Source organism: Streptomyces halobius (genome assembly GCF_023277745.1).
GTDB lineage: Bacteria > Actinomycetota > Actinomycetes > Streptomycetales > Streptomycetaceae > Streptomyces > Streptomyces halobius.
Genome location: NZ_CP086322.1, coordinates 4,474,389 through 4,489,461 on the forward strand (window position 1 = coordinate 4,474,389; position 15,073 = coordinate 4,489,461).

The 15,073-nt window shown below is 72.0% G+C and carries 15 protein-coding genes; 5 read left to right on the top strand and 10 right to left on the bottom strand.

Features of this window, described 5'->3' with window-relative positions; genetic code table 11:
* The first annotated feature begins 28 nt into the window (after positions 1-28).
* Positions 29-781, top strand: a complete 753-nt coding sequence (locus K9S39_RS20350) for a helix-turn-helix domain-containing protein (protein WP_248864795.1) — start codon at positions 29-31, stop codon at positions 779-781.
* Positions 782-843: 62 nt separating this feature from the next.
* Here K9S39_RS20350 and K9S39_RS20355 read toward each other — a convergent pair whose 3' ends face one another.
* Positions 844-1,083: a hypothetical protein gene (locus K9S39_RS20355; protein ID WP_248864796.1), complete on the bottom strand. Its 240-nt coding sequence runs from the start codon at positions 1,081-1,083 to the stop codon at positions 844-846.
* Positions 1,084-1,231: 148 nt separating this feature from the next.
* On the opposite strand from K9S39_RS20355, the gene K9S39_RS20360 reads away from it, so the two are divergent.
* Positions 1,232-2,350, top strand: a complete 1,119-nt coding sequence (locus K9S39_RS20360; RefSeq protein WP_248864797.1) for a DUF5937 family protein — start codon at positions 1,232-1,234, stop codon at positions 2,348-2,350.
* 362 nt (positions 2,351-2,712) lie between these two features.
* Here K9S39_RS20360 and K9S39_RS20365 read toward each other — a convergent pair whose 3' ends face one another.
* Entirely contained in the window at positions 2,713-3,396 is a 684-nt protein-coding gene (locus tag K9S39_RS20365) for a response regulator (RefSeq protein ID WP_248864798.1), read from the bottom strand.
* A gap of 185 nt (positions 3,397-3,581) precedes the next feature.
* Entirely contained in the window at positions 3,582-4,778 is a 1,197-nt protein-coding gene (locus tag K9S39_RS20370; protein ID WP_248864799.1) for a sensor histidine kinase, read from the bottom strand.
* Between the two features lie 209 nt (positions 4,779-4,987).
* Here K9S39_RS20370 and K9S39_RS20375 point away from each other — a divergent pair, with 209 nt between their 5' ends.
* A complete protein-coding gene (locus K9S39_RS20375) occupies positions 4,988-6,076 on the top strand; it encodes an SAM-dependent methyltransferase (RefSeq protein ID WP_248864800.1) in 1,089 nt (362 codons plus the stop codon).
* 160 nt (positions 6,077-6,236) lie between these two features.
* Positions 6,237-7,379, top strand: a complete 1,143-nt coding sequence (locus tag K9S39_RS20380; protein ID WP_406708149.1) for an NADH-quinone oxidoreductase subunit D — start codon at positions 6,237-6,239, stop codon at positions 7,377-7,379.
* A 258-nt stretch (positions 7,380-7,637) separates the two neighbouring features.
* Here K9S39_RS20380 and K9S39_RS20385 read toward each other — a convergent pair whose 3' ends face one another.
* The 4 genes from K9S39_RS20385 to K9S39_RS20400 form a co-directional block, all read right to left on the bottom strand.
* Positions 7,638-8,801, bottom strand: coding sequence for a coiled-coil domain-containing protein (locus tag K9S39_RS20385; protein ID WP_248864802.1), 1,164 nt, complete (start codon positions 8,799-8,801; stop codon positions 7,638-7,640).
* Between the two features lie 64 nt (positions 8,802-8,865).
* Positions 8,866-9,828, bottom strand: coding sequence for an ABC transporter substrate-binding protein (locus K9S39_RS20390; RefSeq protein ID WP_248864803.1), 963 nt, complete (start codon positions 9,826-9,828; stop codon positions 8,866-8,868).
* A 196-nt stretch (positions 9,829-10,024) separates the two neighbouring features.
* Positions 10,025-10,795: an ABC transporter permease gene (locus K9S39_RS20395; protein ID WP_248864804.1), complete on the bottom strand. Its 771-nt coding sequence runs from the start codon at positions 10,793-10,795 to the stop codon at positions 10,025-10,027.
* A 3-nt stretch (positions 10,796-10,798) separates the two neighbouring features.
* Entirely contained in the window at positions 10,799-11,596 is a 798-nt protein-coding gene (locus K9S39_RS20400; RefSeq protein WP_248864805.1) for an ABC transporter permease, read from the bottom strand.
* A 133-nt stretch (positions 11,597-11,729) separates the two neighbouring features.
* Here K9S39_RS20400 and K9S39_RS20405 point away from each other — a divergent pair, with 133 nt between their 5' ends.
* Positions 11,730-12,974 carry an ABC transporter ATP-binding protein gene (locus K9S39_RS20405; protein WP_248864806.1) on the top strand — a complete coding sequence of 415 codons (1,245 nt, stop codon included), beginning with the start codon at positions 11,730-11,732 and terminating at the stop codon, positions 12,972-12,974.
* A gap of 92 nt (positions 12,975-13,066) precedes the next feature.
* Here the strand turns inward: K9S39_RS20405 and K9S39_RS20410 are convergent, their stop codons facing one another.
* The 3 genes from K9S39_RS20410 to folB form a co-directional block, all read right to left on the bottom strand.
* Entirely contained in the window at positions 13,067-13,555 is a 489-nt protein-coding gene (locus K9S39_RS20410; RefSeq protein ID WP_248864807.1) for a DUF3180 domain-containing protein, read from the bottom strand.
* 210 nt (positions 13,556-13,765) lie between these two features.
* Positions 13,766-14,362 carry a 2-amino-4-hydroxy-6-hydroxymethyldihydropteridine diphosphokinase gene (gene folK / locus K9S39_RS20415; protein ID WP_248864808.1) on the bottom strand — a complete coding sequence of 199 codons (597 nt, stop codon included), beginning with the start codon at positions 14,360-14,362 and terminating at the stop codon, positions 13,766-13,768.
* Positions 14,359-14,718, bottom strand: a complete 360-nt coding sequence (gene folB, locus K9S39_RS20420; protein WP_248864809.1) for a dihydroneopterin aldolase — start codon at positions 14,716-14,718, stop codon at positions 14,359-14,361. Before folB ends, folK begins: the two co-directional genes overlap by 4 nt.
* Between the last annotated feature and the right edge of the window lie 355 nt (positions 14,719-15,073).

Consider the following 15,073-nt stretch of genomic DNA (forward strand, 5'->3'; position numbering starts at 1 on the left):
CGTAAATCGGCCGGGAGAGGGGCCAGCCATGGTCAGTGAGCGAAGGCGTCAGTTCGGCGAACACCTGGCACGGCTCCGGCGTGATGCCGGGAAGAGCCAGCGGCAGCTTGCCGAGTTCCTGTGCGCCGTCTCGTGTGTCCGCTCGTCCGTCACACGGAACGAGGTCTCCCGCTGGGAGCGCGCCGAGCGCATCCCGGATTCCTGGCTTCCAGCACTTGCCGAGGCGCTGAACGTCCCACTGGACACCTTGGAGCGGGCGGCGGCCTACGCGCGCGGAGAGAGCAGTGGCGTTCCGTTCGACCCTGCCGCCACGCTCGCCGAATTACTGCCAGAGGGCGACCCGTTGGCTCCGCTCACCGCGATGACCGCACTTGGGAAAGCTCACGACGCCTTGTCCGAGCAGGACGACGAGCAGGCGCCCTTGTGGGCCTACTGGATATGCCGTGAAGAGTTGGACGTCATGGACGCGCGGGTCTTCACCGAGCTGCGTCGGCCGCTGCGGGCGGTGCCGCTGCTGACGGACGTTCTGAGCCGGTACGACGCCACTCACGCCCTAGAGGTGGCGCTGTACCGGTCATGGCTTGCTGTCGCACTCATGGATGCCGATGAGCCCGAGCAGGCCGCTGCGGAAGCCCGACGGGTCGTCGCCCGGTCGTCCGGCCTGGCGAGCGACCGCGCCGCCGGGAGGGCCCGCGCCGTACTGCACCAGTTGCGCGACTGCCGAGACGTGCCCGAGGTGCGCAGCCTGTTGCACGATCACGGACATCTGCTGAGCGCGTAAGGTCGTCGTCATATCGGCGCGCTGCCGTAGCAGGGCTTCGGAGGTCCGCCTGACCGCCGGTTCTACCGGCACCGGCCGTGTGCCTCCGGGACGCGGCCCAAGGCCGCCGTCATCCGGCGTACGGCACGTCCTGTGCGCCCCGGGAACCGGTTGGCGGGCGCCGTGACGACCGCCCGGAAGCGTCGCCACTCGCGGATCTCCCGGGCGGTCTGCACGGTGGCCGCGCCCGGGAGGACGGGGGCGGTTTCGCCGTGTTGGGCGGCGCGGTAGGCGTCGAGCATGTGCTGCTGGGATGCGTTCATGGCAGTCAGCCTGCGGCCCGTCCGCCGCCCGTGGCACGTCGATTGACGAGAGCAGTCAATCGACGTCGTCGCAGGTCGGGCGCGCATGTATGAGGGACGATGAAGGTCAGGAAGACGCGGAAGACCAGGGATTGAACGGGGCGGGTTCATGAGTGTGTGGATCGATATCGCGGGGCTGCCCGGCGAGCGGATCGTCTTCAGCCCCTCGCCGCTGGCGGAACTGGGTTTCGCCCTGCACACGTTGGCCGAACCGGCCCACCATCCGGGCCTGCACGGCTGGACCACCGCGACCGCCGCCGCCCTCAAGCCCGATCTCGCCGACCGGCTGCATGAAGCGGTCTTCCTCTGGGGTTCGACGTTCTCCGACATCACCTTCGCGTTCGCCGCGCTCCCGGACCGTGCCGGGCAGCCGGGGACGACGCTCGCGGAGGACCTGGACCTGCTGGACCGGCTGGACGACGAGCGGTATGTGGCCGCGGCGCTGGAGATCTCCTGCACCGATTCCTACTGCCAGGGCGGTCCGTCACCGCTCGTCGACGCCCGCGCCCGCGAACAGGCACTGGAGCGGGCCACCGTCCGCGGCCCGCGCCAGGCGGACTTCGCCCGGCGACTGCTCGCCGACCCGCCCGCCGTACGTGCCTGGATCCGTCGGCTGTTCGAGGACTGTGACCAGGCATTCTTCGCGGACGTCTGGCGGCGCGTCGGGGTGCAACTGGCCGCCGACGCCCGGCACAAGACGGAGGTGCTGCGCCGCAAGGGGCTGGCCGAGGCGCTGGCGGAGGTGTCGCCCGCGGTGTCGCTGGACGAGGAGCGGTCCCGGATCGTCATCGACAAGATGGCCCATGGCCGGACCACGGCGGGCGACCCGGCGGTCGGCCCGGGGGTGACGCTCGTACCGTCCTCCTTCGGCTGGCCGCATGTGCTGGCGCTGCACGCGCCCGGCTGGCGGCCGGGGATCGTCTATCCGGTGGCGGCTCCGGAGGTGGCCGACCCACCGTCGGTGGAGCTGCTGGAGAGCCGGCTGACGGCGCTCGCCCACCCGATGCGCGTCCGGATCTGCCGCAACCTGGCGCGTACCGCCTTCACCACCGGCGAGCTGGCCAAGGCCAACGGCATCAGCGCGCCGGAGGTCTCCCGGCATCTGGCGATCCTCAAGAAGGCCGGGCTGATCCAGACACGGCGCCGTGGGCGGTATGTGCTGCATCAGCTGGACCTCATGGTGGTGGCACGGCTGGGCAGCGACTTCCTTGAGGGCATCTTGCGGTGAACGGCCGGGCGGGCAGGGCCTGTCGTCGGGGTCCCGCCCGCATTCAGTCAGGCGTTTTCACGCCTTGGCAGGGTCGCGGCCCGGTCGGCTCGAACGCGGAACGCGGGGCCGGCCACGGAGAACGCGGTGAAGAACGGGGTGTCCGGGGGGATATGACGGGCACGGACACCTGGCGCGTCGTGGAATCCCCCATGCGGAACAAGGGCGCGGGGGCCTCACGCGGTGACGTGATCACCGTCGTGGCCGTCGAAGAGGTCACCCCGGGCTGACCAGCCCGCCAGGGGCCCGCCGGACCCCTGGCCACCCCTGGCAGCGGAGACCGCCGCCAGGGCCTGTCCGCGCCTGACCCGTCGGACCGGCCCCTACGCCCCCGCACCCCCGGCCCGCACCAGCCCCGTCTCATACGCGAGCACCACCGCCTGGACCCGGTCCCGCAGGTTCAACTTCGTGAGGATCCGCCCCACATGGGTCTTCACCGTGGCCTCGGACAGCACCAGCCGCTCCGCGATCTCCCCGTTCGACAGGCCCTGCGCGACCAGCAGCAGCACCTCCCGCTCACGGTCCGTCAGCCGTTCCAGCTCGGGGCGCACCGGCTCGGCGGAGGTGGTCGGCAGCATCGGCGTGAAGCGGTCCAGCAGCCGGCGGGTGGTGGACGGCGCGACGACCGCGTCGCCGCTCTCCACCGCCCGGATCGCGGCGAGCAGTTCGCTCGGCGGCACGTCCTTGAGCATGAATCCGCTGGCCCCGGCCTTCAGCGCGGAGAAGGCGTATTCGTCCAGGTCGAAGGTGGTCAGGATGAGGACCTTGGGCGCGCCTTCCTGCTGCCCGCCCGCGCAGATCCGCCGGGTGGCCTCCACCCCGTCCAGATGCGGCATCCGGACGTCCATGAGGATCACGTCGACCTGGGTGGAGCGCAGCACCTCCAGCGCCTCCACGCCGTCGCCCGCCTCCGCGACAACCTCCATGTCGGGCTGCGCGGCGAGCACCATCCGGAAGCCGGTACGGAGCAGCACCTGGTCGTCGACGAGCATCACTCGGATGGTCATGGCAGGGGGATCCCTTCATGTGTGGGGCTACAGCGTACGGAGGGACGGGACGGGCCGGAGGTAGGGAGGTAGGGAGATGAGGCGGGTAGGTAGGGGATGGGCCGGGGTGGGTGGGATGAGTGGGCCGTCCAGGACGGCCAGGGGGTGCCACAGGCGGGACGGACGCGACGCGCGGGGCTCGTCCCTCACCGTTCCGGTTTGAGCGGCAGCACCGCACCGATCCGGAAGCCGCCGCCCTGCCGCGGCCCCGCGTCCAGGCTGCCGCCGACCATGCCGACCCGTTCGCGCATCCCGATGAGGCCGTGTCCGAGGCCGTCCGCCCCGCCCGCCTCGTAGCGCTCGTGCTCCGCGCCCCGCCCGTCGTCCTCGACCAGCACATCGAGTTCGTCGTCCTTGTAGGAGAGCCGGACGGTCGCCCCGACGTCCGGGCCGCCGTGCTTACGGGTGTTGGTGAGCGCTTCCTGCACGATGCGGTACGCGGTCAGCTCGACGCTGCTGGGCAGCGGCCGCGGCTCGCCCTCCACCCGGAAGTCGACCGGCAGTCCCGCGCCCCGCACCTGGTCGACGAGGTCGGCGAGCTGCTCGACGCCCGGCTGGGGGACGTACTCACCGCCCTCGGGCTGTTCGCCGGTGCGCAGCACGCCCAGCAGCCGTCGCATCTCGGCCAGCGCCTGCCGGCCCGTGCCGGAGATCGTCTGCAGCGCCTGGCGGGCCTGGTCGGGCGCGGCGTCGAGGACATACGCGGCGCCGTCCGCCTGCACGACCATCACCGAGACGTTGTGTGCGACGACGTCGTGCAGCTCGCGGGCGATCCGGGCGCGCTCGGCCGCGACCGCGATCCGGGACTGTGCCTCGCGCTCCTTCTCCAGCCGGTCGGCCTTCTCCTCCAGCTGTGCCCAGTATGCGCGGCGGGTGCGCACGGAGTCGCCGAGCACCCAGGCGAGGACGAGCGGCAGGGTGACCAGCGCGGCGCCCATCAGCAGGTCGCGCCCCATCGTGAGCGTCCACATGCGCCACAAGGCGAGAGTGGGGCCGACGAGGGCACCGGCGAGGGCGCTGCGGGAGGCCCAGCGGGGGACGGCCGGGCTGGAGGCGACGGTGTAGGCGATCACGAACATCGCGAGGTTGGCGAAGAGGGGCAGGATGTTGAAGATCACTTGGCCGACGCCGATAGCGAGGGTCAGCAGCAGCATCTTCACGGGGGCCTTGCGGCGCAGCGCCACGGCGAGGCAGAGGCCGACCGTGAGGCTCGCGGCGACGGCCTGGTTGACGTCTTCGACGTCGGACGCGACCGACAGTCCGCTGAACCCGAGCAGGAGGAGGGCCCAGAAGGTGTCCACTCCCGTCGGGTGCCTGCGGAGGAAGTCGTAGAGGCGGTGCACGTAACCCAGCGTAGGCAGGCGATATAGGTGTACGGGTCAACCGGAGGAGCGATCCTGTGGGCGGGGCCCTACTCCCCAAGGTGGAGACCGGTTGCGCCAGGGTGCCGGCCCCGGGGTACGCCGTGCCGCCGAGGCGTACGCCGTGGTGTCCCGCCTGCGGGGCCCGCCCCGGAGCCGCGCCGTGTGCCGCCCGTACCGTGGTGCGTGTGATGAGCGAGTGGTGCGGCTGGCGGGAAGCGACGGAGCGGGCGCTGTACGGGCCGGACGGCTTCTACACGCGTTCCGGCGGGCCGGGCCCCGCCGGCCACTTCCGTACCTCCGTGCACGTCTCTCCCCGCTACGCGGATGCCGTCGCCACCCTCCTCCGCCGCGTCGACACGGCACTGGGCCACCCGGATGAGCTGGCCGTCGTCGATGTGGGCGCCGGGCGTGGTGAGCTGCTGACCGGTGTGCTGGCCGCGCTCCCCGACGAGGTGGGCGCGCGGGTCCGCCCGTACGCCGTCGAGCGCGCCGCACGGCCCGAGGGTCTGGATCCGCGCATCGAGTGGCGGGACGGGCTGCCCGCCCCCGGCTCGCTCACCGGGCTGCTGTTCGCCAACGAGTGGCTGGACAATGTGCCGGTCGATGTCGTCGAGACGGACGCGGACGGTGTGCCGCGCCGGGTTCTGGTCCGCGCCGACGGCACGGAACGCCTGGGCGAGCCGGTCGACGGCGCGGACGCGGAGTGGCTGCGCCGGTGGTGGACGCCGCCGCTGGGGCCGTACGAACCCGCCCCGGGCGCGACCGCCGCCCCGGGCGGCACCGCGTCCGGCCCCACCCTCGCCACCCCCGACCACGTCCCCGCCCCGGCCCCCGGCCTGCGCGCGGAGATCGGCCGGCCGCGCGACGCCGCCTGGGCGCGGGCCGTCCGCACGCTGCGCGCCGGGCTCGCCGTCGCCGCCGACTACGCGCACGACCGCGCCGACCGCCCGCTCTTCGGCACGCTCACCGGGTTCCGCGAGGGCCGCGAGGTGCGCCCCGTCCCGGACGGCAGCTGCGACATCACGGCACATGTCGCCCTGGACGCCTGCGCCGGTCCGTCGGCCGAGCTGCTGTCCCAGCGCGCGGCGCTGCACGCCCTCGGGGTCTCCGGCCGGCGCCCGCCGCTCGCCCTCGCCTCCACCGACCCGGCCGCCTACGTACGGGCCCTGAGCTCGGCGGGCGCGGCGGCGGAGCTGACCGACCCGGCGGGCCTCGGCGGCTTCGGCTGGCTCCTGCAGCCGGTGGGCGAGGCATGCCGGGGCCTGCTCACCCCCTGAGCAGGCCCGACATCGGGATCAACTGAGCAGGCCCGATGTCGGAGCAACCGGGCAACCAGCCCGTTCACGCCCGTCGGTCGGCCCGTCCGCCGACGCCTTCCCGCTCTCCTGCGACACTGTCCCCATGACGGATACGACGGAGAGTCGGCGACGGGCAGCCGTGCACGAGACGACTGTCGGCATCGGCGGGGCGGCCGAGAGCACCGACATGGTGCTCAACATCGGCCCGCAGCACCCCTCCACGCACGGCGTGCTGCGGCTGCGCCTCGTCCTGAACGGCGAGCGTGTCCAGCGCGCCGAGCCGGTGATCGGCTATATGCACCGCGGCGCCGAGAAGCTCTTCGAGGCGCGCGACTACCGCCAGATCATCATGCTCGCCAACCGTCACGACTGGCTGTCGGCCTTCTCCAACGAGCTGGGCGTGGTGCTGGGCGTCGAGCGGATGCTGGGCATGGAGGTCCCCGAGCGCGCCGTGTGGACCCGTACGCTCCTCGCCGAGCTGAACCGCGTCCTCAACCACCTGATGTTCCTCGGCTCGTACCCGCTGGAGCTGGGCGGCATCACCCCCGTCTTCCACGCCTTCCGCGAGCGCGAAGAGCTGCAGAACATCATGGAGGAGATCTCCGGCGGCCGGATGCACTACATGTTCAACCGCGTCGGCGGCCTCAAGGAGGACCTGCCGGCCGGCTGGCTCGGCCGCGCCCGGCGGACCGTCGCCGATGTCCGCTCCCGGATGGACGTCTTCGACAACCTGGTCCTGGGCAACGAGATCTTCCGCGGCCGTACCCGGGGCGTGGGTGTCCTGGCACCCGAGACGGTGCGTGCGTACGGCGTCTCCGGGCCGATAGCCCGCGCGTCCGGGGTCGACTTCGATCTGCGGCGCGACGAGCCGTATCTCGCCTACGCCGATCTGGCGTCCACGCTCAAGGTCGTCACCCGTGAGGAGGGCGACTGCCTGGCCCGCTTCGAGTGTCTGCTGGAGCAGAGCCACAACTCCCTCGACCTCGCGGACGCCTGCCTGGACCGCATCGAGGAGCTGCCGCCGGGGCCGATCAACCAGCGGCTCCCCAAGGTGCTGAAGGCCCCGGAGGGCGCGACCTACACCTGGACCGAGAACCCGCTCGGGATCAACGGCTACTACCTCGTCTCCAAGGGCGAGAAGACCCCGTACCGCCTCAAGCTGCGCTCCGCGTCGTACAACAACATCCAGGCGCTGACGGAGCTGCTGCCGGGCACGCTGGTCGCCGACATGGTCGCTATTCTCGGCTCGCTGTTCTTCGTGGTCGGGGATATCGACAAGTGAGTCGGCGACATCGATAAGTGAGCGGGCCGGAGGATCGGGCGCGCGGGTGTCATCCCTCCCGGCGGAGGGTCTCCAGATGCCGCCGCAGGACGGCCGCGGTTCAGGGCGCGTACGGGTAACGCGACGACCGGCAGACCATGTGGTCCGCGGTCGTCGCCGTCCCCGTGGTCGACTCACGGGACCCGGCCACCTGCCGTGGTGCCGAATGCCAAGGTGCCGAACTCGCTCGGGGCCGGCGGTCGTCCGTCGTCCGGTCGTTCAGGAGATGGCCGTGCGCAGGCCGGCGACGTCGAGCTGCTCGGTCTCGTCGTGCGCGGTCAGATCGATGACCTCACCGGCGCCGTCGGCCCCCGCCTCTTCCCCGGTGTCCCCGGCACCCCCGGCGTCCCCGGTGTGCTCCGGTGTCTCCCCCGCAGCCGCGTCCGCTCCGGCGTCCGTACCTGCCTGCGCACCGGACGTACCGGGCTCACCGGGCTCCTGTCGGCGCGCCGCCTGTTCGGCGAGCGCCTCGTCGCCCACCACGTCCGCCAGGTCGTCGGCCAGCGGCGCGGTCAGCTGCCGGGGCCCTGCGGCGGTCGAGGTGCCGAAGAAGTCGAAGCCGCCCACTGCGCGGGCCGCGGCGGGGCGGGTTGCGGACGGCGGTACGACGGCGGCGGCCGGGACCGGGCGGAGCGCGGGCGCGGCGCCGGTGTCCGTACGGGCGTGGCGTGCACCGCCGTCGCCCTGCCCGGCGGCCGCCTCGGACTTCCCCCGGCCCTTCTCACCGTCCTGGCCGCCCTGGCTGCCCTGGGCGCTCTGGGTGGCGTTGCGGACCGCATCGCGCTGCCGGGCGGCGTTACGGGCCAGCTGCCGCAGCGCCTGGTCCGCCTGCGCGTACGCGGCGGACGCCGGGGCCGACTGGCGCTGCGCGGGAATCCGGTCCGCGGGAAGGCCGTGCGCGGCGGCCGGCAGTTCCTTGGCCGGGACCGCGGCTTCGATCGCGAGCAGGCGGCGGCCCTCCAGGGCGCTGGCCCGCTCGGTCTCGGCGGTGGCGTAACGGCGCAGCAGATCGGCGTGCTCACCGCGCAGCCGGGCCAATTCGGCGCGCCTGGCACGCAGTTTGGCGTCCAGCGCGGTACGGATCTCGCGGGACTCCTCGACATCCGTTTCGAGCTCGGCTATCCGCTCCTCGGTGCGCCATTCGTCGCGCACCCGGGCGCGGGTGAGTTCGGCGACCTGTTTGCCGGCCTTGCGGTCCCAGCTCCGCAGAAGAACGGCGCCCGTGATCGCGGCGGCAGCGGCGCCCGCGGCGAGCACCCGCTGGACCAGGTCGTCGCCGACGAACCACGCGCCGGCGGCACAAACAATCGACGCACCGGCGACCGTGGCGGGAGGAAGCAGCCGGTGGAGGGGTGGTGAATGGCGGTGGCGTCCTCGTGGCATGGCCAGAAACTTACCGTGCGTGCGGGACTTATGGGGCCCCGCACGCGAATCCGTTTCGTGGTGGTTACTTCTTCAGCAGCCCCTTGGACTCCAAATACGCCTGTGCGACATCGGCGGGCTTGAGGCGCTCGGCATCGACCTTACGGTTCAAGTTGATCAAGTCTTCGGTCGTCAACACCCTTGTGAGCTTGCCGAGAGCCGTCTCGATCTCCTTGTCGCCGGCGCTCTCGGCATTCACCACCGGCAGCACGTTGTCGGCGTTCTGCAGCTTCTTGTCGTCCTCCAGAAGCACCAGGCCGAAGTTGTCGAGCGTGGCGTCGGTGGTCGTGGTGAGCACCATCTGGTCGGCGCCGTCCTTGACGGCCTGCTTGGCCTGCGGTGTCCCGACGCCCTTGGGGTCGAGGCCGGTGATGTCGATACCGTAGGTCTTCTCCAGACCCGGTTTGCAGAACGGCCGGGTCTCGCACTCCTCACCCGACGCGAGTTTGATCTTCTGCTTCGACCTGCCCAGGTCGGAGAGTGTCTTCAGCTTGTGCTTCGCGGCGAATTCCTTGGTCACCGCGAAGGCGTTCTGGTCGGCGGCCGCACCGGCCGCCAGGACCTTGAGACCGCGCGGCCCGGCGAGCTTCTTCAGCGCCGCCACCGTCTTGTCGACGTCACTGGAGGCGACGGGCTTCGCCTTCGGACCGTTCTGCTTCGCGTTGAGGAATTCGGCGAGCGTGGAGGCATATTCCGGAACGACATCGATCTGGCCCTTCTCCAGGGCCGGTTCATACAGTTCGCGATTGGCCAGGGTCTGTACCCGGGCTTGGTAACCGGCGTCGTCAAGGATCTTGGAATAGATCTCGGCGAGCACCTTGGACTCGGTGAAACCGGCCGCGCCGATGACGATCTCGCCCTTCCCGCCCTTGCCGTTGCTGCCGCCCTTGTCCTCCAGGCTCTGGCCGCACGCGGCCAGCCCGGCCGCCAACGCGATCACGGTGCCCGCGACGAGCGCGGTGCGTGCCGCGCGCGACTTGCTGCTCATGGAATTCACCATTCAGTTCGTTCGGATCGGATCAGGTGGTGGGTGCGGTGATGGGTGGGTGTTGGTGATGGGTGGACGTGGGGACAGTGGTGACACCAGGGATCGGGGTGGGTGCGGTGACACCGGATCGGTGGCGCCGGGACGTGTGGTGCCGCGTTGGCTCGCTACGGCAGGATGGCAAAGCCGCGTCACCGCGTCAGGCGGGTTTTCCCAACGCGACCACCTCGTCATCGCCGACTGAGCCGCCCGGCCCGTCCGCGCCCGGTCCCGGTCCCGTCCCCTTTGTCGCACGCCGCCCGCGCCGCCGCCCCCGCATCGGGTCGAAGAGCCGGTCCGCCAGGACGAGGACGCCCTCAACCAGCAGTGCCAGGACGGCCACCAGCAGCGCGCCCGCGACCACCTGAGCGGTGTCGTAGTTGCCGAAGCCCGCCGTGATGATCCGGCCCAGTCCCCCGCCGCCGGCCAGCGCGGCGAGCGTCGCCGTCGCCACCACCTGCACCGTGGCCGACCGCAGGCCCGTCATGATCAGCGGATACGCGAGGGGTATCTCGACCCGCAGCAGGAGTTGAGGCCCCGACATCCCCATCCCGCGCGCCGCCTCGACCACATCACGGTCCGCCTCCCGCATCCCCAGATACGCGTTGGTCAGCAGCGGCGGCACCGCGAACAGCACCAGCGCGATGATCGTCGGCCAGTCCCCTCGCGTCCCCAGCGGAGTGAGCGTCAGCAGCACCAGGACCGCGAAGGTCGGCACCGCGCGCCCCACATTGGAGAGGTTGACCGCCAGCGCTCCGCCCTTGCCGATGTGCCCGAGCCAGAGCGCCACCGGCAGGGCTATCAGGCAGGCGAGGGCCAGACACAGGGCACTGAGATACACATGCTCACCGAGCCGGTGCCAGACCCCCTTCTCCCCGGCCCAATTGGCCACCGTCGTCAGCCACTGCCACGCCCCCGCGATCGCACCCATCGCTCAGGCCACCCCCTTCGCCGTACGGGCCCCGCGCCGCGCCCGGGTCCTCCCCGGCGCCCGCTCTCGCGTCCAGGGCGTCAGCAGCCGCTGCAGGCCCAACAGAAGCAGATCGGCTGTCAGCGCCAGCAGCACGCACAGCACCGAGGCCGTCAGGACCTCCGCCTTGAAGAAGCCCTCCATGCCGCTGGCTATGAGATTCCCCAGACCGCCGTAGCCGACGACGGAGCCGATGGTCGTCATCGCCACCGTCGAAACCGTGGCGATGCGCAGCCCGGCCACCAACGCGGGCACCGCGAGCGGGAGCTCCACCCCGAACAGCAGCCGCACGGAGCCGTACCCCATCCCCCGGGCGGCCTCCCGCACCTCGGTGGGCACCGCCTCCAGGCCGGCGAGGATATTGCGCACCAGGATCGTCAGCGAATACATCACCAGGCCCGTGACGACGACCGCGGCCGAGACCCCGAACACCGGGGTCAGCAGCGCGAACATCGCCAGGGACGGCACCGTGTAGAGCACCGTCGTCAGCCCCAGGACCGGCCCCGCCGCGGCCCGCCAGCGCCGGGCCGCCAGCGCCAGCGGAAAGGCGACCAGCAGGCCGATGAGCACGGACACGGCCGTGATGCCGATGTGCTGGACCGTCGCGTCCACCAGCTCCTGACCGCGGCTGCGGACATACTCACCGCAGATCCAGTCGTTCGTCTGCAGACAGCTCGACCCGCCGGCCGGTGCCCCGCCCGGCCCCGCGGCCTGCACCGCGCCCGGCCCGCCGACCTGCGCGACCGCTGCTTGCGCGGTCATCCGCCGTCACCTCCCCCGCCCTGTCGCTCACAATTTCGGTGACTGTCTGCGACCCTAACCCCCGCCACTGACAACCGGCCCGCCACCCACCGGCAGCACCACGTTCACGACCGCCCGTCCACAATGGGGAACCATGATCCGTTTCGAGCACGTCACCAAGCGCTACGCCGACGGCACCACAGCCGTCGACGACCTCTCCTTCGAGGTCGCGAAGGGCGAACTCATCACGCTCGTCGGCCCCTCGGGCTGCGGCAAGACGACGACGATGAAGATGGTGAACCGGCTCATCGAGCCCACCAGTGGCACCATCCACCTCGACGGCGACGACATCTCCGCCATCGACCCCGTCGAACTCCGCCGCCGCATCGGCTATGTCATCCAGCAGGTGGGACTCTTCCCCCACAAGACCGTCCTCGACAACACCGCCACCGTCCCGCACCTCCTCGGCTGGACGCGCAAGAAGGCCCGCGCCCGCGCCGCCGAACTCCTCGACCTGGTCGGCCTGGCCCCGTCGACCTACGGCGACCGCTACCCCGACCAGCTCTCCGGCGGCCAGCGCCAGCGCGTCGGCGTCGCCCGCGCCCTGGCCGCCGACCCGCCCGTGCTGCTGATGGACGAACCGTTCGGCGCGGTCGACCCGGTCGTCCGCGAGCACCTCCAGAACGAGTTCCTGCGACTGCAGTCCACGCTCCACAAGACGGTCCTCTTCGTCACCCACGACATCGAGGAGGCGGTCCGGCTCGGCGACCGCATCGCGGTCTACGGGGCGGGGCGCATCGAGCAGTTCGACACCCCGGCGACGGTCCTGGGCGCCCCCGCGACCCCGTACACCGCCGAATTCGTCGGCGCGGACCGGGGTCTGAAGCGGCTCTCCGTGACCCCCGTCGAGACCGGCGACCTGGAACAGCCCCCGGTCGTCCGCCTCGACGACCCCGCGGACCGCGCCGCCGCCCGGCTGACCGCCGACGGCGCCCCCTGGGCCGTCGTCCTCGACGCCGACGGGGCCATCCACGGCTGGGTCTCCGCGGCGACGCTCAGCGGCTCCCCCGAGGCGTCCGCAGCGGGTGCCACGGCGGGAGCCGATGCCCGGTCCGCAGCCCCCGGCGCCCGCACCGGGGCGTCCGCACCGAAGGGCACCACCGTCCGCGCTCACGCCCGCCGGATGGACGCCTGGCTGCCGCTCGGCGCCCCGCTCAAGCAGGCGTTCAGCACCATGCTCCAGCACGACGCCGGCTGGATCGCGGTCCTGGACGGCGAGCGCTTCCTCGGCGTCCTCACCCCCGGCCGGCTGCACGCGGCACTGCGCCGCTCCACCACCGCCGACGCCGCGAACATCCCGCGCGGCGAGGTGGCGCTCGACAGGGTCCCGGACGCCTGAGCCGGGGGCGAGGGGGCGAGGGGGCGAGGGGGAGAACGGCCGGGGAGAAAAGGGCGGGACGTGGCAGCGGGTTCCGTCACGCCACGGCGCCGCTACGCCGGAGCCGCCCCCGGGTTGTCATCGTCGTCCTCGCCCTCCGGGAGCTTGCAGACCCGCTCCAGGAACAGCGCGGCGGCGACCACCCCCACACCGGCCAGCACCGAGAGTCCGGCGTAGATCGCCTGGTCGCGGCGCGGTCCGTCGAGGCCCGAGGTCAGCAGGTAGACCGCGACCCCGCCGTACAGCCCGGCGACCAGCGACGCCACCAGCGCGCTCGCCTGCCCGAAGACCACCGCACGGGCGGCCACCAGCGGATCCACGCCCTTCGCGTCCGGCTCCCGCTCGCGCTGCGCGCGCAGCCGCGAGCGGAGCGAGAGCGCGGTGGCGGCCAGCACGGCGGCGATCAGCGCCAGCACGACAGGCGCCGCCACCGGCACGCTCGGGAGGGAGGCCAGCGAGTCCCACAGCCGGGCGCCCGCCCAGGCCAGCACCCCGGCCACCAGAAACAGCCCGACCAGCACCTTGATGTGTAGCTGTTTCACCGAGCGATCGCCCCTCGCACCGTTCTCGCCGTCCTGCCGTCATGGCCGTTCGTCATCCCGGCCGCTCCATATGCCGTCCGCCCCGTACGCGATCCGCCCGGCCGGACCTTTCCGCACGCATCCATGCCCTACGGAACCGCTCTACGCATCCGGGCCGTGCGTACCGCCCCGCGCATCGCCGTACGCGGACCGGGCCCGCAAGCCTAACGATTACTCGGGCAGCCGCAGTTCCAGGTCCGTGCGCGGTGTCACGCCCTCGCGGCCCACCGCCGACAGCAGTTCGGCCACCGCGCCGTGCCCGGGGACCTCCGCCTCCGGGTCGATGTCATGCCACGGCACCAGCACGAACGCGCGCTCGTGGGCGCGCGGGTGCGGCAGCGTCAGCCGGGGGTCGTCGGAGATCACGTCCTGATAGGCGAGGATGTCGACGTCGATGGTGCGCGGGCCCCAGCGCTCGTCCCGCACCCGCTCGAAGGCTTCCTCGATCGCGTGCCCGCGCTCCAGGAGGGAGGACGGCGGCAGCGTCGTCTTGATCAGCACCACGGCGTTGAAATACGACGGCTGCGAGCCGGGCGCGACGCCCCACGGCTCGGTCTCGTAGACCGGGGAGACCGCCTTGACCCGCAGACCAGGGGTGTCCTCCAGGGCGTCGACGGCGCCCTGGAGGGTCTCCAGGCGGTTGCCGAGATTGCTGCCGAGGGAGATCACGGCACGTTTGGGATTGGACAGCGTCACATCGGCGGCGTCCACCTGCTCCACCACGGATGCGGGCACCGGCTGTACGGTCGGGTCGCTGCTGACGTTCACTTTCGGCTCCGGGTGATGGTGATGGTCACGTCGTCAAAGGGGACGGTGATCGGGGCATCCGGTTTGTGGACGACCACCTCCACCTGCTGCACCCCCTCGTGCTTGAGGCACTGGTCGGCGATCCGCTCCGCGAGCGTCTCGATGAGGTCGACCGGCTCGCCTTCCACGACGGCCACGACCTCCTCCGCCACCACGCCGTAATGCACGGTCTTCGCGAGATCGTCGGAGGCCGCCGCCGGGCGGGTGTCCAGCCCCAGCACCAGGTCCACGATGAAGGTCTGGCCCTCCTCGCGTTCGCGGGGAAACACCCCGTGGTGCCCTCGGGCCTTCAGCCCACGCAGCGCGACACGATCCACGCGAATCACTCCCACTGGTCCACCGGCACCTTTGGCGCCGCTGTTCGTCCGATACCGGGCACGCACCGGACTCGTCCGGCACACCACCTCGTCGAATCTACCTGCGAGCACCGACAACGCTCGCCCACGGGGGCTATGGACAAGCCCCCGCACCGGTGCTACGGCTGCCCCGGAGGGCAGGCCGTCCGCGCGGCCTGCTTACCCCCTGTCCCGCACCCCACCCCTACCCGTGCCGCACTTGGCTCGAACGGGTGCGCCCTTGCCCGTCCCGCTGACGCCGGCGGCTGACGCCGACCGTCGGGGACGGGGCTGCGCCGCAGGTCAGCGGCCTGGAGCCGACCACCGGGCGGGCACC